17 protein-coding genes and 2 riboswitches are annotated in these 18163 nt (G+C 73.7%); of the genes, 8 read left to right on the top strand and 9 right to left on the bottom strand.

All coding sequences use genetic code 11. The annotated features are described in order from the left end of the window. The 5 genes from BKE41_RS09130 to BKE41_RS09110 form a co-directional block, all read right to left on the bottom strand. Complete coding sequence (locus BKE41_RS09130; RefSeq protein ID WP_012318536.1) at positions 1-678, bottom strand: carbonic anhydrase; 678 nt, start codon at positions 676-678, stop codon at positions 1-3. A 209-nt stretch (positions 679-887) separates the two neighbouring features. Next, complete coding sequence (locus BKE41_RS09125) at positions 888-1229, bottom strand: hypothetical protein (protein ID WP_070999202.1); 342 nt, start codon at positions 1227-1229, stop codon at positions 888-890. A 303-nt stretch (positions 1230-1532) separates the two neighbouring features. Continuing rightward, the gene (locus BKE41_RS09120) at positions 1533-3488 is read right to left on the bottom strand and encodes an HWE histidine kinase domain-containing protein (protein WP_070999201.1); all 1956 of its coding nucleotides are present in this window, start codon (positions 3486-3488) and stop codon (positions 1533-1535) included. Positions 3489-3680: 192 nt separating this feature from the next. Further along, positions 3681-4547 (bottom strand): alpha/beta hydrolase, encoded by an 867-nt coding sequence (locus BKE41_RS09115; RefSeq protein ID WP_083374333.1) that lies wholly within the window; start codon positions 4545-4547, stop codon positions 3681-3683. A gap of 67 nt (positions 4548-4614) precedes the next feature. Then, positions 4615-4935, bottom strand: coding sequence for a hypothetical protein (locus BKE41_RS09110; protein ID WP_012318532.1), 321 nt, complete (start codon positions 4933-4935; stop codon positions 4615-4617). 243 nt (positions 4936-5178) lie between these two features. Here BKE41_RS09110 and argE point away from each other — a divergent pair, with 243 nt between their 5' ends. Next, positions 5179-6411: an acetylornithine deacetylase gene (gene argE, locus BKE41_RS09105; protein WP_029361272.1), complete on the top strand. Its 1233-nt coding sequence runs from the start codon at positions 5179-5181 to the stop codon at positions 6409-6411. 63 nt (positions 6412-6474) lie between these two features. On the opposite strand, the gene BKE41_RS09100 is transcribed toward argE, so the two are convergent. After that, positions 6475-7272 (bottom strand): glycosyltransferase family 2 protein, encoded by a 798-nt coding sequence (locus tag BKE41_RS09100; RefSeq protein WP_070999199.1) that lies wholly within the window; start codon positions 7270-7272, stop codon positions 6475-6477. A gap of 481 nt (positions 7273-7753) precedes the next feature. Between BKE41_RS09100 and BKE41_RS09095 the strand changes: the two genes are divergently transcribed. Further along, complete coding sequence (locus BKE41_RS09095) at positions 7754-8227, top strand: DoxX family membrane protein (RefSeq protein ID WP_012318529.1); 474 nt, start codon at positions 7754-7756, stop codon at positions 8225-8227. Between the two features lie 23 nt (positions 8228-8250). Here the strand turns inward: BKE41_RS09095 and BKE41_RS09090 are convergent, their stop codons facing one another. The 3 genes from BKE41_RS09090 to BKE41_RS09080 form a co-directional block, all read right to left on the bottom strand. Beyond that, on the bottom strand, positions 8251-8856 hold the full coding sequence (locus tag BKE41_RS09090; protein WP_012318528.1) for a glutathione S-transferase: 606 nt from the start codon (positions 8854-8856) through the stop codon (positions 8251-8253). 96 nt (positions 8857-8952) lie between these two features. Continuing rightward, positions 8953-9210: a hypothetical protein gene (locus tag BKE41_RS09085; RefSeq protein ID WP_012318527.1), complete on the bottom strand. Its 258-nt coding sequence runs from the start codon at positions 9208-9210 to the stop codon at positions 8953-8955. Positions 9211-9400: 190 nt separating this feature from the next. After that, positions 9401-9736, bottom strand: coding sequence for an ethyl tert-butyl ether degradation protein (locus BKE41_RS09080; protein WP_012318526.1), 336 nt, complete (start codon positions 9734-9736; stop codon positions 9401-9403). Between the two features lie 206 nt (positions 9737-9942). Continuing rightward, positions 9943-10045: riboswitch (glycine riboswitch) on the top strand. A gap of 3 nt (positions 10046-10048) precedes the next feature. Then, a riboswitch (glycine riboswitch) is annotated at positions 10049-10159 on the top strand. 65 nt (positions 10160-10224) lie between these two features. Between BKE41_RS09080 and BKE41_RS09075 the strand changes: the two genes are divergently transcribed. The 6 genes from BKE41_RS09075 to BKE41_RS09050 all read left to right on the top strand — a co-directional run bounded on the left by BKE41_RS09075 (position 10225) and on the right by BKE41_RS09050 (position 17581). Continuing rightward, positions 10225-11487, top strand: coding sequence for a D-amino acid dehydrogenase (locus tag BKE41_RS09075; protein ID WP_070999198.1), 1263 nt, complete (start codon positions 10225-10227; stop codon positions 11485-11487). A gap of 156 nt (positions 11488-11643) precedes the next feature. Then, entirely contained in the window at positions 11644-12783 is a 1140-nt protein-coding gene (locus BKE41_RS09070) for a pyridoxal-phosphate dependent enzyme (protein WP_070999196.1), read from the top strand. A gap of 44 nt (positions 12784-12827) precedes the next feature. After that, positions 12828-13949: a DSD1 family PLP-dependent enzyme gene (locus BKE41_RS09065; RefSeq protein ID WP_012318523.1), complete on the top strand. Its 1122-nt coding sequence runs from the start codon at positions 12828-12830 to the stop codon at positions 13947-13949. A 143-nt stretch (positions 13950-14092) separates the two neighbouring features. Then, positions 14093-15031, top strand: a complete 939-nt coding sequence (locus tag BKE41_RS09060) for an ornithine cyclodeaminase family protein (RefSeq protein WP_070999194.1) — start codon at positions 14093-14095, stop codon at positions 15029-15031. 42 nt (positions 15032-15073) lie between these two features. Then, positions 15074-15862, top strand: a complete 789-nt coding sequence (cobF, locus tag BKE41_RS09055) for a precorrin-6A synthase (deacetylating) (protein WP_012318521.1) — start codon at positions 15074-15076, stop codon at positions 15860-15862. Positions 15863-15871: 9 nt separating this feature from the next. Beyond that, a complete protein-coding gene (locus tag BKE41_RS09050; protein WP_070999192.1) occupies positions 15872-17581 on the top strand; it encodes a DEAD/DEAH box helicase in 1710 nt (569 codons plus the stop codon). The last annotated feature ends 582 nt before the right edge of the window (positions 17582-18163 follow it).

Raw genomic sequence — 18163 nt, 5'->3', positions numbered from 1 at the left:
TCAGGCCGCCTGCAGGCGGCTGCTGGCGGAGGAATCCTGCGCCACGGGCATGTCGGCCCCGGCGATCGGCCGGAAGCGCCCGCTCGCGCCGTCATAGGCCAGGAGGGCCCCGGTCTCGATCTCGAAGAACCAGCCGTGCAGCCGCAGGGAACCCTTGGCCAGGGCGGCGGCGACGCTCGGATGGGTGCGCAGGTTGGCGAGCTGGACCACCACGTTCTCCAGGGCCAGGGCGTGGTGGCGGGCCTGCGCGTCCATCCCCTCGGGATAGGCCTCGCAGACGATCCGCTCGGCGGCCTCGGCGTGGCGCAGCCAGGCGGCGACGCTGGGCATCCGCTTGAGCAGGTCCCGGTTCATCAGCCCCTTCATGGCGCCGCAATCCGAGTGGCCGCAGACCACGATGTCGCGCACGCCGAGGGCCACCACGGCGTACTCGATCGCCGAGGAGACGCCGCCGACCACGTCGGAGGCCGGGGGCACGATGTTGCCGGCGTTGCGGCAGACGAACAGGTCCCCGGGCCCCGCCTGGGTGATGTGCTCGGGCGAGACCCGGGAATCCGCGCAGGCGATGATCAGCGCGCTCGGGTGCTGCCCGTCGCGCACCAGCTGCTGGTACATCTGCCGCTGGCCGGGAAAGACGCTGCCCTGGAAGCTGGCGATGCCCTGGATGATGTTGTTCATGAAGGGTCCCTGAAGCTGGGAGAGCCGGAAGGCGGAACGGGCAAGGGCGATGCGCCGGAGCGCGCCTGCCGGACGGCGGCGCTGCGCGGGAGCGCGGAGCGGTGTTCGGTCGGGTCGGGACCGCCCGGCCGGAGGGGCCGGGCGGTGAGTCTCGGTGTCGGGGTGTCGCGTCCGAAGTGTCGGCGTGCGAAGCCTCGGCGTCCGAAGTCTCAGCGACGGACCCGGCGGCGCTCCGCGGTTCCGGAGGCCCAGTGCGGGTCGACGACCTGGCCACGCGCCACGCTGGCCCCGACCCTGTCGTGAACCATCGGCGCCCCGAGGAGCTGCCCGGACCCGGAACGCTGCGAGTGCAGCGAGCGCGGGTCGTGGTGGGGGTCGCTGATGTAGGAGCTCATGTGGCCGCCGCCGGCGGCCTGGCGGCTCCCACCGCCGCCTTCGCCCGCCTGCGCCGCCAGGGGCGCGCCGAGGATTCCGGTCAGGAGGCCCAGGGCGAGGCCGAAGGCGGAACCGGCCGTGCGGCCGCGAGCCGGGAGATGTCGGGACTGGGTCATGGCGTTTCCTCGCTGTTCAACCTGTGGCGCGGGACACTGCATCCCTGCCGCTAAGTCGAAAATAGTCTAAATTTCCGGAATAGCGTGTGCGCATCGGCACATTATATCGATGAACACTTTAATCCTCGGCGTATGTACTATCGTGTGCGCCCGCACACGTCTTCGTTGCGCCGTGAAATCATGGCCGGGATTAAAGGGGAATCCGGCCTCGCCGGCGCGCAGGGCTGCGCGGCCGCCCCGCCGCAGAGGGGCGCGCGATGTCGGGTCGAGGCGGGGACGACGGTCGCCCGGGTCGGGGCGGGATCAGGCCCGCCCGGCGTTCGGACGCGGCGCGGACCGTGCGGGCGCGCGGCCGGCGGCGGGCAGAGGATTGGCCGCCACGTAGACGAGGCCGCCGGCCTCGTAGGTGAGGCTGGCGGTCCTGCCCCCGGCGAAGCCCCGCTCGAGCAGGCGGGTGCCGAACCCCTTCCGCGAGGGGGAGACGACCGGCGGGCCGCCGCGCTCGCGCCAGGTCAGCCGCAGGGTCTCGGTGTCCGGACCGGCCTCCACCGTCCAGGCCAGCGCGGCTCGCCCGGCCGGAACCGACAGGGCGCCGTGCTTGACCGCGTTGGTGCACAATTCGTGCAGGATCATCGTGAGCGCGAGCGCTCCCTCGGGCGGCAGCCGCAGGTCGGGGCCGTCCAGGGTGATGCGCGGGGTGTTCGCGCCCAGAGCGTCCCGGTCCGAAGTCTCCCGGTCCGAAGTCTCCCGACCGGAAGAATCCCGGTCCGACGGATCGCCGCCCGCGGGTTCCGGACCCAGGAAGGGCCGCACCGCCTGGGCGGCGATGCCGCGCAGATCCGCGCTCGCCCAGCTCTCGCGGGTCAGGATATCGTGGGCGCGCGACAGGGCGAGGAGCCGCGCCTCGAAGGCGTCGCGCCCTGCCGCCGCGCCGGCGCCGAGATTCTTCAGGCTCTGCGCCGCCATCGCCTGCACGGTGGCGAGGGTATTCTTCACCCGGTGATTGAGTTCGTCGATCAGCAGCCGGTGGGTCTCCGCGCGCCGGGCCCGTTCGTCCGCCGCCGCCGCCAGGGCGGCGGCGATCGTCGCGCCCTCGCGCACGAAGGAGCGGGGCAGCGGCGGCAGGGGCTGGTCGCGGCCCAGGGTCTCGGCAGCGGCCGCCAGATCCAGCAGGGGGCGGGCGATCAGGCCGGCCAGCAGCCACGCGAGCAGCGCCGCCGCGAGGGCCACCGCGCTGCCCGCCGCCAGGATGCTCCCGCGCAGGGCCGCCACCGAGGTCAGGGCCCGGTCGGCCACCTGCCGGACCACCACCTGCCAGCCGAGGCCCGGATAGTCGCGGTGGCCGGCCGTGGACGCGCGGGCGCTGAGATACGCGGTGCCGTCCGGCCAGGGGCCGACCCGGCTCGTGCCCTCCGGATCGAGGGGCCGTCCGCCCGCCAGGACCGACCGGGGCAGGGGGGCGCCCTGCAGGGCGGGCGGACCGAGGAGCACGGTGCCGTCGCGGGACAGGATCAGGATCTCGGCACCCTGGCGGTGGCCCCGGAGGGCGCCTTCGAGGACGCGGGCCATGTCGCGCGCCCAGGCCCAGTCGAGATGCGCGGCCAGCACCCCGAGGACGCGGCCGTCCGGCGCCCGGACCGGGGCCGCGACGTCGAGGAGCCGCAGGGGCTCGCGCGCCGCCGCGCGCGCGGCGGCCTCGTCCGGGGGCATCAGCGCCTCGAGGAGCTTGGCCGGGTGCACGTCGCCCACGTAGGGGCCCGCGCGGCCGCCGCGGAAGTAGTCGCGACCGGAGACGTCCGCGCCCTCCAGGGCGCCGGTGCTGGTGACGGAGACGCGCCCGTCGGAGTCGATCAGCCCGATGATCGAGTAGGCCGGGTAGGTCGCCTGGAGCCGCTCCATCACGGCGCGCTTGGCGGCCGTTCCGGCTCCGGGATCCCGCAGACTGTCCGAGGCGGCGGCGATCTGGATGTCGCGCCAGCGCTCGAACATCCCGATATCGAGGCCCCGGGCCATCTGCCCGGCGATCTCGACGAGCTGCCCGCCGACCTCCGCCTCGAGCCGGCGGGTCGCCTCCCGGCTCGCCAGGGCGGCGAGCGCCAGGGTCGTCAGGAAGCCGAGCGTGCCGAAACCCAGGGCCAGCACGACGCGCAGCCGCGGCGCGCGCCATCCGCCGCGCCGTCCGCCGCGGTGGCTGGCGCGCGCCGCGGGGCCGGCGCAGGGCGCCGCCGCAGGGGGTTCCGATCGCGCGACCGCTTGCATCCGATCTCCCTGGGATCGGCCGGCTCCCGGTGGAGGGAGATCGTGCCCGCGAGCCCGTCTCAGCACGGGCGGCAAGCCTCAGCAAGACGGAAACCGGCCTCGTCGATGCGGAATTTCTATCGGGAGTTGCAAATCTGCACGCGGTCGTCCCCCGCGTCGGCACGGGTCCGGTGCGGGAGCCCGGCCGGGGCCTCAGCCCTCGAGCAGGGCGTGGGCCGCCCGGACCAGGATCCCGCCGGGCCGGCGCAGGGCGTCGAGCACCGAGAAGTGATCGGCCTCCGGGACCGGGAGCAGGGATCCCGGGGCATGGGCCGCCGCCCGCAGGGCGTGCAGGTTGCGGGCGTCGTGGATCAGCGCCGGCAATTCGCGGGAGCCGTAGGCGATGCAGAGCGGCTTCGCCACCGCCGGGAGGCGCAGGGGCGACAAGGTCTCGACCTCGCCGTCGGTGAGGCCCAGCTTGGCGTCCAGGGCGGTCTGTCGGATCGGCGCGAGGTCGTAGACGCCGGAGATCGCCAGGCCCGCCGCCACCGCCGGATGGCCGAGCTGCATCGCGGTGAGCAGCCCGCCCGCCGACCAGCCCGACAGGACCAGGGGACCGCGGATCCCGCGCGCGGCCCCGTGGGCGGCCAGCCAGTCGAGGGCCGCGCCGATCTCCGCCACGATCCGGGCGAGGCTCGCCTCCGGCGCCAGGGTGTGGCCCACCATCGCCACCGACCAGCCGGCGGCGTTCGGGCCCTGCGCGAAGCAGGCGAACAGCTCCCGGGCGCCCCGCTGCCAGTAGCCGCCGTGGACGAAGACCAGGCAGGGCGCCGCCGCGTCCCGCGCCGGGTAGAGGTCGAGGGCGTTGCGGGCGCCGGGGCCGTAGGGCACGTCGAGGCCGGCCGGATGCGCGGCCCGGTAGGCGGCCGAGGCCGCGTCCCGGGCGGCGACCTGGGCGGCGCTGTCGGCCACCGCGCGGGTGTTGTCGTAGCAGGCGTCCCGCGCCTCCTGCGCCAGGGTGTCCCAGCGGCGGCGCGGATCCGCGGGGGTCGGGTCGTCCAGGCGGAACTCCAGCACCATCGTGTCCGTCTCGGGCCGCTGCTTTCGCCCGCACCATGGCAGCCGGCCGGGTCCGGGTCGAGGCGGTTCAGAAACCGGGAGCGGCATCCGGGACGGTGCCGCCGTAGCCCCAGCCCGTGAGCGGCGGCGCCGCGACCCGCTCGCGCGCCGACGGGGGGAGCATCCGGGCGAGGGGCCGGGGCCGCTGCCAGACCCGCCAGAGGGGCCGGTCGCGCGCCGCCATGCGGGCGAGGGTCAGGTCCGTGTCGGAGGCCGCGCGGTGATGCGGTCGCCCGGCCGGGGGAGCGGCCTGCCGGCGGGCCTCGGCCGGGGCGGCCAGCAGCAGGAGCGTCGGCAGCAGGAGCGTCGGCAGGAGGGCGGCGAGGATCGGGGCGGGACCGGGACGCATGGTCGGGGCTCCGGGACGGGCGACCTGACGGGCTTCACCGGCGGCTACGCCCGAGCGCCGCCCCGGTTCCGGGGCGCCGCCGGCCGGGCATTGCCCGGGATCCCGGAAGCGCCGAAAACCCTCTAGGACTCCGCGCGCCCTCGAGACCGATTCGCGCGGGTCGGCACGCCGGCCGCGACCCGGCCAAGATCCGGCCAAGATCCGGTCACGACCTCGCCACGACCTCGCCACGCCATGGGATCCATGACAGAGCCCGCACAGACCGCCACGCCGCGCCCCGGCACGCCCGATCCGGCGGCACTGCTCGCCGCGCTCGTCGCCTTCGATACGGTGAGCGCCCGCTCGAACCTGCCGCTGATCGACTGGGCGGAGGCCTATTGCCGCGGCCACGGCGCCGCGGTCGAGCGAGTGCCGGATCCGTCGGGCCGGAAGGCGGCGCTGCTGGTCAGCGTCGGACCGTTCGAGACCCGCCCCGGCTACGTGCTCTCCGGCCACAGCGACGTGGTGCCGACCGACGGCCAGCCCTGGTCGTCGGACCCGTTCGTCCTGCGGGAGGAGGGCGGGCGGCTCTACGGGCGCGGCACCTCCGACATGAAGGGGTTCCTCGCGGTCTGCCTCGCGCTCCTGCCCGAGATGGTGGCGGCGGAGCTCGCCACCCCGATCCACCTCGCGATCTCGTACGACGAGGAGATCGGGTGCCTCGGCGTGCGCCCGCTGATCGCCCGGATGCTCGAGCGCGTGCCGCGGCCGCTCGGCTGCTTCGTGGGCGAGCCGACCGGGATGGACGTGGTGGTCGGCCACAAGGGCAAGGCGGCCGCCCGCCTCACCTTCCGCGGCAAGGCCAGCCACTCGGCCCTGGCGCCCCAGGGGGTCAACGCGGTCGAGTACGCCGCCCGCTTCATCGAGCATGTCCGCCTGTCCGCGGAGGCCATCGCCCGGGACGGGGCCCGCGACCCGCTCTACGACGTGCCCCACACCACCGGCCTGTCGAGCGTGGTCCGGGGCGGATCGGCGCTCAACATCGTGCCCGACACCTGCAGCGTCGAGTTCGAGTACCGGGCGATCGGCGCGGACGATGCCGCCGCGCTGGCGGCGTCCGCGATCGCCTACGCCACCGGGACGCTGGCGCCGCTGATGCGGGCCGGCGATCCGGCCTGCGGCGTCGCGGTCGAGCCGCTGATCGACTATCCGGGCCTCGACACCGATCCGGAGGCGGAGATCGTGACCCTGGCCAAGCGCCTCGCGGGCCGCAACGGCCACGCCAAGGTCTCGTACGGCACGGAGGGCGGGCTGTTCGAGCGGCTCGGCGGCGTGCCGGCCGTGGTGATCGGGCCGGGCTCGATCGCGCGCGCCCACAGGGCGGACGAGTACGTCACCCGGGACGAACTCGAGGCCTGCGCGGGCTTCGTGCGGCGGCTGATCGGCGCCTGCGTGACCGGCCCCGCGTCAGCGTCCCGAGGGGTGATCCCCGGCTGAACCGGCCTCCGCGTCGGTCGCGAGAGGCGCCGGTCCGCCGAGCGTCCGCCGCGCGGCGCGATCTCACCAGGGGATGCGGCCGAAGCGGTCGACCAGCCGCCGGTACTCGGCCTCGCTCTCGGCTCGCGACGTCCCGCCCTGGCCGACATCCGAGCTCCCGGAGCCCGGATGCACGAGGCGGCACACCAGCGGCAGGACGAAGCCGTGGCGCGCGAGGGATATGCTGGGGCCGCCGAGCTGGAGGACGTTGGCGAGCCACGGGCGGACCAGGATCGCGTCCTGCAGCGTGACCGGCGCCGTCGCCTCGACGAGGTGGGCGCGGCGCAGGCCGGTCTCGGCGAGGCGGCCGAGCCACTCGTTGTCGTAGTGCCACTTCGAGGCCGGGCTGATCGCGCCGACCTGCGCGAAGGTGGTCCGCCGCATCAGCCAGCCCGACGGCGTCGCGAAGTCGTTGATCCGGACCACCTCGCCGGCCTCGTCCACCTCGAGCTGCGTCGAGGAGACGAAATCGAAGCTGTCCAGGGCTCGGACGGCGACGCCCAGATAGGGCGGCAGCCAGCGATCGTCGTCCTCGAGGAAGCCGACGAGGTCCCAGCTGTCGTCGACGGCGCCGATGGCCGCGTTCAGCGCGGGGATCTGCCCCTTGCGCGCGCCGCGCGCGAAGGTGACCTGCGGGTGCGCGGCGAGCCGCGCCGGGATCTCGGTCTCCGGATCGGTCCCGACGAAGAAGTGGATCGTCGCCGGCCGGTCGAGCTCCTGGGCGTTGGCGCTCTCGATCGCGTGTTCCAGGAAGTACTGACCGGCCTTTCCGACCAGGGTCGAGGGCTTGAGCCGCGACGGCGTGATGATCGCGATGCGCATGGTCAAGATTCGACACTCTCACGGACACTGATCGGCGCGTGGTTCCCCCGGGCCGGCGCCTCGGCAATCATCGCCGCGCGTCGACCGGGGGAAACGTCGAGAAATCGAGCCGTGAAGTGAGCGTGCCTGTCAAGATTTGGGCGAATGATCTGAGATGATTTCGAATAATGATCACGAAATTGCCGAGACGGTGTCTAGGCCGATATCTATCATCGATTGAAGGATGGGTCGTAATTTTCAGAAGGATCCGGAACTCGACCATCTGCGCGAAGCGGATTGAACCATTGTTGCCGCCATGCCACCCTCGATCGAGGAAGCGCGCCATTCCGGGCGGTGCCGCCCATCCTGGCCGGGCGGCACCGGCGCGTGGCCAAGGAAACCTTTGGGCCGCTCGCGGCTTGGATCAGCGCCTTGGATCAGCGCCTTGGACCGGTGCCTCGGATCGGCGCACCGGGCCGGGTTGAGGGAGACCGTTCAGCGCATGGCCAGCCTCAGCGTCGCGATCGCGTTCGGCGTCCGCCTGCTCCTCGTGCTGCTGTTCCTGCCGTTCAGCGCCCTCGACAAGATCCTGAACTTCAGGGGTGCGGTCGGGCAGGCGCGGCAGGCCGTGCACGCCACCGCGCCCGCGGTGGCGCTGATCGTGATCGGGCTCTGCGTCGAGATCGGGATGTCGCTCTGCATCCTGACCGGGACCGCCGACCGGGCCGCCGCCTTCGTGCTCGCCGGCTATTGCGGGGTGACGGCGCTGCTGTGGAAGCAGTTCTGGGTGCCGGGGGATTTCTGGGCCGGGGGCAAGGGCCGCGAGCTGTTCTGGGACTTCCTCAAGAACTTCGCGCTGGCGGGCGGCTTCCTGCTCATCACCTTCGGCACGGGCGCCGGGACGGTCCAGGACTTCCTCGCCGACCCGCTCGGATCGACCCATCCCTACGCGATCGCCGACCGGGCCCGGCCGTAGCGAGGCCCGGCGCGGCGGGGCCCTCAGCCCTTCGGCACGGTGGCTTCCATGGACGGGCGGCGCTCGAACTCCGCGTACCAGGCGGCGACCGCCGGGCGGCCCTCCCGCCACGCGAGATCGGGGAAGCGCAGATCCAGGTAGCCGAGCGCGCAGCCCAGCGCGACCGTGCCGATATCCAGCGCCGGCATCCCGCCGACCAGGCTCTCGAAGCGGTCCAGCGCCGCGCGGATCTTGCCGACCTGACCGGCCTCCCAGGCGTCCCAGCGCTGGGATTCGGGGCGCAGCACCCGCTCGTAGCGGGTGAGCAGCGCCGCATCGAGCAGGCCGTCGGCGAGCGCCTGCCGGGTCAGCGCGTCCCAGCGGGCGGCCCCCTCGGGGAACAGGTGCGGCCCGGACGAGAGGCCGTCGAGGTACTCGCAGATCACCCGGCTGTCGTAGAGGGCGGTACCGTCCTCCAGCACAAGGGCGGGGATCTTGCCCAGCGGGTTGTGGGCGGCGACCTCCGCGGAGGGGCCCGTCGGCGAGGCCCCCGCGACGGTGACGGCGATCCGGTCGATCAGTCCCGTCTCGTGGGCGAGGACCAGCACCTTGCGGGCATAGGGGGAGGCGGGGGAGTAGAGGAGCTTCATCGGACCGTCCCGGGTGATCTTAGGCGCCGTGATCGCGGCGTCGGGACCTTGCACCGATGCCGCGGGGAATCCAGTCCCCGGCGCCCCGCCGGAGGCTCAGACCTTCCGGGTCATCCGGGCGCCGGCATGGACCACCCGGCTCCGGCTCCGGCTCGGGCTCGGGCGTCGCGCCCGCATCCGCGCGCGCCAGACGAGGATGGCGCTCGCCACCCGATCGAGGGCGAGCATGCACAGGCTGCCGACGATGGCGAGCACGCAGGCGGCCCCGATCAGGACGCCCCAGATCCCGGGGGCCGGGATGATCATCAGGCACAGGAGACCGAAGACGGCCGCGCCAGGAATCCACTTCGCCATCGCGCCGTCCGCCGGAACAAGAAGGGTGTCGTTCGTGCACACCCTGCACCGAGACCCTTAAGAGTGTTGGTTCGACTGGTGTGTCAGCGAATAATTTCACCTTTAGAGGATACGTATCTGTCGATCTAGGTTTATTTGCGGTAAATACGGCGATGAATATAGGCGGTGATTGCCGTCCCGCGGCCGGATCCTAATCCGCCAGCGACAAGGTCCGGCCGGCGCTGACCAGATGGTAGAAGCGGCCGTCGAACATCTGCATCACCGCCTCGGTGGCGGCGTGCGATTCCGGTCGGATCGGCGAGGCGAGGCAGGCGTCCAGGGCCGCCTGATCGGGGAAGTCCATCTCCAGGATCATGGCGATCGGCCGCGCGTCGTCGTCCTTGGAGACGAGGCGCTGGACCCGCACGGCGGTGACGCCCGGGAACCGCCGCCAGAACGGCTCGAGCTCGTCCCGGACCCGGCGGAAGAACTCCTCCTCCCGGCCGTCGCGCACCGTGCCCTCGTAGATCGCGGTCCTGGTCAGCATCGGCCGTCCTCCGGAATTCCCCGTCCAACCGCCGGATCAACCGCCGGCGGCCGGGATCGCTCCCGCGGTGACTCTGCGGTGACTCCGGGGTGACCCGGCGGCGACCCGGCGGTGACAACGCGCACCGGCTGTCGGCGGAATCGGCCGCCGGCGGGGCGGGCGGGCTTCTCCCCCGCGGCCGATCGGCGTATCCGGGACCGGCCCATCGTGACGATGCGGGAGAGACCGGGATCTTCCCAGCAGAGGGGACCCGGCGCCGACGGAGCAACCGCCCCGGAAACTCTCAGGCACCGGAACCGTGTCGTCAGGGCGATCTGGAGAGCGGTGCAGCGGGCGAGCCCGTGGGCACCCGCCGAAGGGGACGTCCGCGAAAAGCCTCGCCAGGGCCGGTCGCGGATCAAGCTCTCAGGCACCGGGACAGATGGGGCGCGCAACCGGCCGACCGCTCGCGGGCGGCCTCCACGCGTCCAGTCCCGGAGTCCAAGCCCATGACCCACATCGCCGTGATCGGCGCCGGCATCACCGGCGTGACGACCGCCTACGCGCTCGCCCAGCGCGGCTACCGCGTCACCGTCCTCGACCGGCAGCGCTACGCCGCCATGGAGACCTCCTTCGCCAATGGCGGCCAGCTCTCGGCCTGCAACGCCGAGGTCTGGAACAAGCTCTCCACGGTGATGCAGGGCCTGCGCTGGATGACGCGGCGCGACGCGCCGCTGCTGATGAATCCCAAGCTCTCCTGGCACAAGCTGTCCTGGATGGCCGAATTCGTCCGCGAGATCGCCCATTACCGGGAGAACACCGTGGAGACGGTGCGGCTGGCCCTGAAGGCCCGGGAGGCGCTGTTCGCCATGGCCGAGGCCGAGGGGATCGACTTCGACCTGAAGACCCGCGGCATCCTGCACTTCTACCGGGACCGGGCGAGCTTCGAGAAGGCCACCGCCGTCAACGCCCTGCTGCGGGAGGGGGGCCTCGAGCGCTACGCCGTGACCCCGGAGGAGATCCGCGCCATCGAGCCGACGCTGGCCGGGCGCTATCACGGCGGCTTCTTCACGCCCTCCGACGCCACCGGCGACATTCACAAATTCACCCGCGGCCTCGCGGCCGCCTGCGCGCGCAGGGGCGTCCGCTTCGTCCAGGACGCCAGCGTCGAGACGATCGCGCCGGGGGAGGGGGGCTACGCGGTTCGCTGGCGTGACGCGGGCCAGCCGGCCGGCGACGCGCGGGTCCTGCGGGCCGACGCGGTGGTGATCTGCGCGGGCTGCGCCAGCCGGCACTTCGCGGCGATGCTCGGCGACCGGGTCAACGTCTACCCGGTGAAGGGCTACTCGATCACCGTGAACCTGCTGACGCCGGAGGCCCAGAAGGCGGCGCCCGAGGTGAGCATCCTCGACGAGGCGGCCAAGATCGTCACGAGCCGGCTCGGCGACGAGCGCCTGCGGGTCGCCGGCACGGCGGAGTTCAACGGCTTCAACCGCGACATCCGCCACGACCGGATCCAGCCCCTGGTCGACTGGACCCGGGAGCAGTTCCCCCTGGTCGACACCGACCGGGTGGTGGCCTGGAGCGGCCTGCGGCCGATGCTGCCGAACTTGCTGCCCAAGGTCGGCCGGGGCCGCCGGCCGGGCGTGTTCTACAACACCGGGCACGGCCATCTCGGCTGGACCCTCTCGGGCGCCACCGCCGAGCTCGTCGCCGGGGCGATCGCCGCCGAGCACGCCCCGGAGCCGACGGTTCTGCCGCTCGCGGCCTGACCCGGGTTTTTAGGGGGCCCGAGGCCCTTCGGCGGGTTGTCGGGGCGGAGCCCCGACGCGCAGCACGGCGCGCTGTCCCATCCCCGAACTGGGGGGCGCGCCGTCGCAGATTATTTTGTATTCTCTTTTCCGAACCACCCCGGAAACCGAGCCGCGATGCCTCCGTCCGCCGCCTATCTCGACCCCGCCACCGGGGCGACCTACCCGATCGAGACGCCGCGCTGGCGCTCGGAGACGGGCGGTCCGCTGATGATCACCGACCTGCCGGGGATCGGGCGCGGCGAGATCGACACGGGCCAGCGCTCCCTCTGGCGCTACGCCGCCGCCCTGCCGGTGGCGGTGGCCGACCCGGTCACGCTCGGGGAGGGCTGCACGCCGCTGGTGCGCCGGCCCTGGCGGGGCGGCCACGCGCATTTCAAGCTCGAATGGTTCGCGCCCTCGGGCAGCTTCAAGGACCGGGGCGCCTCCGTGATGCTGTCGATCCTGCGCCAGCAGGGGATCGACGCGGTGCTGGAGGATTCCTCCGGCAATGGCGGGGCCGCGGTGGCGACCTACGCGGCGGCGGCCGGGATGCGGGCCAAGATCCTGGTCCCGGCCTCGACCTCGCCGGCCAAGACCGTGCAGATGCGCGCCGTCGGCGCGGAGGTCGAGCTGATCCCCGGCACCCGCCAGGACACCGCCGACGCGGCCGTCGCCCAGGCGGACTCGATCTTCTACGCCAGCCACAACTGGCAGGCCCACTTCCTCCAGGGCACCAAGACGCTGGCCTACGAGCTGTGGGAGGATCTGGGTTTCGCCGCGCCCAACCATGTCATCATCCCCTGCGGCGCGGGCAGCAACATCCTCGGCTGCGACATCGGCTTCTCGGAGCTGCTGCGCCGGGGCGCGATCGCCCGTCTGCCGCGGCTCCACGCGGTCCAGCCGGCCCACTGCGCGCCCCTGCACGCGGGCTTCGAGGCCGGCGCGGCGGATTTCGTGCCGGTCACCCCGCGCCCGACGCTGGCCGAGGGCGCCTCGATCGCCCAGCCGGTCCGCGGCCGGGCGGTGCTGGCGGCGCTCCGCCGCTCCGGCGGCGGCACCGTGGCGGTCTCCGAGGAAGCCATCGAGGCGGCCCTGATGGAGCTCGCCCGCTCGGGCCTCTACGTCGAGCCGACCTGCGCCATGGCGGCGGCGGCGCTCACCGATCTCACCGCGCGCGGCGCGATCCGGCCCGAGGACACCACCGTGGTGGTGCTCACCGGCACCGGCATCAAGGCGACGCCGCGCATCGCCGAGCTTCTGGGCCTCGCCCCGTAACCGGGCCCCGCCACGAGATCCGCACGCGATCAGGAGGACACACCATGCGCAACAACATCCCCGCCACCGTCGGGATGCCGGTCGAGGAGGTGGACACCCCCTGCCTGCTGGTCGACCTCGACGCCCTCGAGCGCAACGTCGACAAGCTCGGCCGCTTCATGAAGGCGCACGGCCTGCGCCACCGGGCGCACGCCAAGACCCACAAGTCGTCCGACATCACGGTCCTGCAGATCGAGCGGGGCGGGGCCTGCGGCGTCTGCTGCCAGAAGGTCAGCGAGGCCGAGGCGCTGGTGAGCGCCGGCATCCGCGACGTGCTGGTCTCCAACCAGGTGGTCGCGCCGAAGAAGATCGAGCGCCTCGCCGCGCTCGCCACCCGGGCGCGGGTGCTGGTCTGCGTCGACGACCTCGGCAATGTCGACGACCTCTCGGCGGCGGCGGTCAAGTACGGCGTCACCCTCGAATGCCTCGTGGAGATCGACGTCGGCGCCGGCCGCTGCGGCGTCGCGCCGGGCGAGCCCGCCGTGGCGATCGCGCAGAAGATCGCGGCGGCGCCGGGCCTGAGCTTCGCGGGCCTGCAGGCCTACCAGGGCAAGGCCCAGCACGTGCGCGACTACGGCGAGCGCAAGGCCCTGATCCAGACGGCGATCGATGAGACGAAGCGCACCGTCGACCTGCTGAAGGGAGTGGGCCTCGACTGCGCCATCGTGGCGGGGGCCGGCACCGGCAGCTTCGCCATGGAGGGCGGCAGCGGCGTCTACAACGAGCTGCAATGCGGCTCCTACGTCTTCATGGACGCGGACTACCAGCGGGTGAAGGACGCCGAGGGCCGGCCGATCGCGGAGTTCGAGAACAGCCTGTTCATCTACACGGCGATCATGAGCAAGGCGAAGGCGGACGTCGCCATCTGCGATGCCGGCCTGAAGGCGCAGAGCATCGACAGCGGCCTGCCGGTGGTGTTCGGCCGGGACGACGTGGAGTACATCAAGTGCTCGGACGAGCACGGGGTGATCAGCGATCCCGGCAACGTGCTGACGCTCAACGAGCGCCTGAAGCTGATCCCCGGCCATTGCGACCCGACGGTCAACGTCTACGACTGGTATGTCGGCGTGCGGAACGGCCGCGTCGAGGCGATCTGGCCGGTCACCGCACGCGGCATGACCCTGTAGGGGATTCCGAAGGGCCGAGGCCCCTCGGCGGGGTGTCGGGGCGGCGCCCCGACATCGGGCTCCGCCCGAGGGCAGGGCTCTGCCCTGCACCCGCGAAAGGTCTCGGACCTTTCGCAACCATGATTCTGGAGGTCCGTGAACCCATGCGCTTCATCTCGGAGGAGGAATCGGCCTCGTTGGTCGATCACGCCATGGCGTTCGACGCCGCCCGCGAGGCGCTGATCGCCGCGGTGGCGCCGGGTACCACCCTGTTCCCGGCGGTGCTCGGCCACGGCTCGGAGCCCGCCAACCGGTTCTCGATCAAGTCGGGCTCGACGGTCGACTATGCCGGCCTGAAGGTCGGCTCGTTCTGGCCCGGCAACCCGGACCGGGGCCTGCCGCGGCACAATTCGGTGATCCTGCTGTTCGACCAGGCTGTCGGCCGGGTCGACACGGTGATCGAGGCGGGCCGCGTTAACGCCTACCGGACCGCCGCTGCCGATGCCGTGGCGGCGAGCGTGCTGGCCCGGCCGGATTCGGTGGTGCTGGCGGTGTTCGGGGCCGGCAACCAGGCCGAGTTCGAGTGCGCGGCGCTCGCCCGGATCCTCCCGATCCGGACGGTGCTGGTGGTCGCCCGGGACGCCGCCAAGGTCGCGGGGCTCAGTGAGCGCCTGGCGGGGCAGGGGGCCTCCGGGCTCGACGTGCGGGCGGCCTCTGCCCAGGAGGCCTGCGCGGCCGCCGACGTGATCGTCACGGCGACGCCCGCCCGGGCGCCGCTGTTCGAGGCCGGCTGGGTCCGCCCCGGCACGCATGTCGCCGCCATGGGGGCGGACGCGAAGGGCAAGCAGGAGCTGCCCCCCGCCCTGCTGGAGCGGGCGGCCCTGTTCTGCGACCTGCCGGAGCAGTCGCGCACCATCGGCGAGTTCCAGCACGCCTCCGCGCAGGCTCAAGGCGGCCTCACGGCGCTCGGCGACGTGCTGCGGCGCGGGGAGGGGGGCCGGACGGACCGGGACCAGATCACCGTGTTCGATTCCTCCGGCATCGCCCTGCAGGACCTGACCATCGCCCGGGCGATCCTCGCCAAAGCCGACGCGCGCTTGTAGGGGAGGCCGGCGCCGGCCCTCCCCGCCCCGGCGGAGGACGGCATGCAGGACAGGCAGATCCGGGTCATCGGCATCGGCACGGGCGATCCCGAGCACCTGACCCTCCAGGCTGTGCGGGCGCTCGCCGACGTCGACGCGGTGTTCGTCCTCGACAAGCGCGCCGAGACCGCCGACCTCGTCGAGATCCGCCGCCGGATCTGCGCGGCCCATATCCGAAAACCCCACCGGGTCGTCACCGTCGAGGACCCGCCCCGGGAGCGCCGCCCGGCCGATTACGGGCGCACCGTCGAGGCCTGGCACGCGGCCCGGGCCGAGCGGCTGGAGGCGGCCTTCGCGGCCCATCTCGGGCCCGGGGAGGTGGGGGCGATCCTGGCCTGGGGAGACCCGGCCCTCTACGACAGCGTCCTGCGCATCCTCGACCACATCCTGGCCCGCGGACGCGTGCCGTTCCGGCGCCGCGTCGTGCCCGGTCTGTCCAGCGTGCAGGTCCTGGCCGCCCGCCACGGCGTGCCGCTGAACGGCATCGGCGGGTCGGTGCTGATCACCACCGGCCGCCGCCTCGCCGCGGGGTGGCCGGCGGAGGCGGAGAGCGTCGTGGTGATGCTCGACGGCGACCCGTCCTTCGCGCATCTCGACCCGGACCTGACGATCCACTGGGGCGCCTATCTCGGCAGCCCGGACGAGATCCTGATCTCCGGCCGGCTGGGCGACGCGGGCGCCGAGATCCGCCGGGTCCGCGCCGAGGCCCGGGCCCGGCACGGCTGGATCATGGACATCTACCTGCTGCGCCGTGACCGCGCCGCCACGGACAGGGCCGGCGCGGCCGGCTAGACCGCCGCCATGCTGCGCCTGCGGGACTACCAGCGCGCCAGCCTCGACGCGCTCTCGGCCGCCTGGGCGCGGGGAGGGGCGGACGACGCGGCGCCCGGCCACCTGATCGTCCTGCCCACCGGGGCCGGCAAGGCGCTCGTGATCGCGGCCCTCGCCCGGGAGACCCTGGACGAGAACCCCCTCGCCCGGGTGGCGATCGTCACCCACAGCCGCGAGCTGGTCGCCCAGAATTTCTCCGAGCTGACCCGGTCCTGGCCGGGGGCGCCGGCCGGCATCTTCTCGGCCGGGCTCCGGCGGCGGGAGGCCGGGGCGCAGGTGCTGGTCTGCGGCATCCAGTCGGTGGCCGACCGGCTCGACGCGATCGGTCCGCGCGACCTCGTGATCGTCGACGAGGCCCACCTGATCCCCCGCGCCGCCGACACCCGCTACGGCCGCTTCCTGGCGGGCCTGCGCGCGCGGACCCCCGGGCTGCGTGTGGCGGGCTTCACCGCCACGCCCTACCGGCTCGATTCGGGCCGCCTCGACGAAGGCGAGCACCGGCTCTTCTCCGGCATCGCCTACGAGGCCGACACGTTCACGCTGATCCGGCGCGGCTTCCTGGCGCCCCTCGTCTCCAAGGCGACGCTCACCCAGCTCGACGTCTCGGGCGTCGGCCGGCGCGGGGGCGACTACATCCCGGGCGAGCTGGAGGCGGCGGTCAACCGCGACTGGATCACCCGCGCGGCGGTCGCGGAGCTCGCGGAGTACGGGCGCGCCCGCCGGGCCTGGCTCGCCTTCTGCGCCGGCCTCGCCCACGCGGAGGCCGTGCGCGACGCGGTGCGGGCGGAAGGGTATTCCTGCGAGAGCGTCTCGGGCGAGACGCCCTGCCGGGAGCGCGACCGCATCGTCGCGGCGTTCCGGGCCGGGCAGATCCGCTGCCTGACCTCGGTGGGCGTGCTCGGGACCGGCTTCAACGTGCCCGAGGTCGATCTGGTGGCGCTGCTGCGCCCGACCCGCAGCACCGGCCTCTACGTGCAGCAGGTCGGCCGGGCGCTGCGCTGCGCGCCCGGAAAGGCCGACGCGCTGATCCTGGACTATGCCGGTCTGGTGCGGATGCACGGGCCCGTCGACGCCGTGACGGTCCGGAGCGCCACACAGGGATTGGGCGGGGCAGGGGCCTCGCGCGCCAAGCCCTGCCCCGGCTGCGGCGCCCTGATCGCGCTGAACGCCTCCACCTGCGAGGCGTGCTGGACCGAGCCGGAGGCGGACCCGGACGCCGAGGCGCCGCACGAGGCCGCCGCCGACGACGAGCTGGCGATCCTCTCGGCGGATCCCGGGCTGCCCGGTCCCGAGCCGGCGGGCCCTGCCCCGGCGGCGGAGGCCGGCTGGCAGGAGGCCGCGTGGCATCCAGTCACGGCCCTGAAGCTGGAGGCCGCGCCCGACGGGCTCGACCTCGTCCTCGGCTGGCGGGACGGCCCCGCCGAGGCGGCGTGGCGCGTCCGCCTGCGGCCCGAGCGCAGCGGCTACGAGCGGGATAAGGCGGTGTCCTGGTGGCGCGGCCTCGGCGGCGGCCGGGACGCGCCGATGAGCGCCGCGGAATTCTTGGAGCGCGCCGCGCTCCTGGCCCGGCCGGCATCGATCCGGATCCGGACCGGCCGTCTGTCGGAGCATATCGACTGCCGGACGCGGGACGGCCGGATCCTCGGCGACGTCCGCCGCACGGCCGGGCGCGCCGCGTGAGGGCGCGCGGGCGGCACGCCGCGCCGCGGGGAGGGGGCTCGGACCGCCCTCGCCCGATCCGGAAGCCGCCCGGCCGGACGGGACCCGACGCCGGGGCCGCACCGCCCGGATCGGAGGCGGCGCGAGGCGGGATCCCATCTGGGCGCGCCGGCCGGCGGAGCGACCGCCCCTCACCCGACCTGGGACGCCCTTTGCATTCCATAATATATCTTATGCGAACAACGGAGAGAGGTTCGTGGGACCGGATCGTCCCGTGTCCCGGCGTCGCCGCCCGAAGGCCGCCCGAAGGCCGCCCGAAGGCCGCCCGAGGGCGGCACGGGGCTGGATGCGACTGGATGCGGCTGGATGAAGGCCGCTGATCGGGCGGGAGGTCGAGGCCACGGGGATGGGAGGCCGCGCGCCGCCGCCGGACACGCTCGGCTCCGACCCGGGCCGCCGCGCGCCCGTCGTCGCGCGCGGCGAGGCGCGGTCGCAACGGGCGCGATGACGAAGCGGCTGACGGGCGCCGACACCGGCGCTCCCGGGCAGGGCGGTCGGGTCAGGGGGGTGGAGGCCCCTCCCCGCGACGGGTGGACCGGGACG

The organism is Methylobacterium sp. C1 (assembly GCF_001854385.1).
Lineage (GTDB): Bacteria > Pseudomonadota > Alphaproteobacteria > Rhizobiales > Beijerinckiaceae > Methylobacterium > Methylobacterium radiotolerans.
This window is presented reverse-complemented; position numbering and strand designations above follow the sequence as displayed.

Bases quoted from the DNA above. Each gene is read 5' to 3' on its own strand.
- BKE41_RS09130 (WP_012318536.1), bottom strand. From the start codon at position 678: ATGAACAACATCATCCAGGGCATCGCCAGCTTCCAGGGCAGCGTCTTT.
- BKE41_RS09125 (WP_070999202.1), bottom strand. From the start codon at position 1,229: ATGACCCAGTCCCGACATCTCCCGGCTCGCGGCCGCACGGCCGGTTCC.
- BKE41_RS09120 (WP_070999201.1), bottom strand. From the start codon at position 3,488: ATGCAAGCGGTCGCGCGATCGGAACCCCCTGCGGCGGCGCCCTGCGCC.
- BKE41_RS09115 (WP_083374333.1), bottom strand. From the start codon at position 4,547: ATGGTGCTGGAGTTCCGCCTGGACGACCCGACCCCCGCGGATCCGCGC.
- BKE41_RS09110 (WP_012318532.1), bottom strand. From the start codon at position 4,935: ATGCGTCCCGGTCCCGCCCCGATCCTCGCCGCCCTCCTGCCGACGCTC.
- argE (WP_029361272.1), top strand. From the start codon at position 5,179: ATGACAGAGCCCGCACAGACCGCCACGCCGCGCCCCGGCACGCCCGAT.
- BKE41_RS09100 (WP_070999199.1), bottom strand. From the start codon at position 7,272: ATGCGCATCGCGATCATCACGCCGTCGCGGCTCAAGCCCTCGACCCTG.
- BKE41_RS09095 (WP_012318529.1), top strand. From the start codon at position 7,754: ATGGCCAGCCTCAGCGTCGCGATCGCGTTCGGCGTCCGCCTGCTCCTC.
- BKE41_RS09090 (WP_012318528.1), bottom strand. From the start codon at position 8,856: ATGAAGCTCCTCTACTCCCCCGCCTCCCCCTATGCCCGCAAGGTGCTG.
- BKE41_RS09085 (WP_012318527.1), bottom strand. From the start codon at position 9,210: ATGGCGAAGTGGATTCCTGGCGCGGCCGTCTTCGGTCTCCTGTGCCTG.
- BKE41_RS09080 (WP_012318526.1), bottom strand. From the start codon at position 9,736: ATGCTGACCAGGACCGCGATCTACGAGGGCACGGTGCGCGACGGCCGG.
- BKE41_RS09075 (WP_070999198.1), top strand. From the start codon at position 10,225: ATGACCCACATCGCCGTGATCGGCGCCGGCATCACCGGCGTGACGACC.
- BKE41_RS09070 (WP_070999196.1), top strand. From the start codon at position 11,644: ATGCCTCCGTCCGCCGCCTATCTCGACCCCGCCACCGGGGCGACCTAC.
- BKE41_RS09065 (WP_012318523.1), top strand. From the start codon at position 12,828: ATGCGCAACAACATCCCCGCCACCGTCGGGATGCCGGTCGAGGAGGTG.
- BKE41_RS09060 (WP_070999194.1), top strand. From the start codon at position 14,093: ATGCGCTTCATCTCGGAGGAGGAATCGGCCTCGTTGGTCGATCACGCC.
- cobF (WP_012318521.1), top strand. From the start codon at position 15,074: ATGCAGGACAGGCAGATCCGGGTCATCGGCATCGGCACGGGCGATCCC.
- BKE41_RS09050 (WP_070999192.1), top strand. From the start codon at position 15,872: ATGCTGCGCCTGCGGGACTACCAGCGCGCCAGCCTCGACGCGCTCTCG.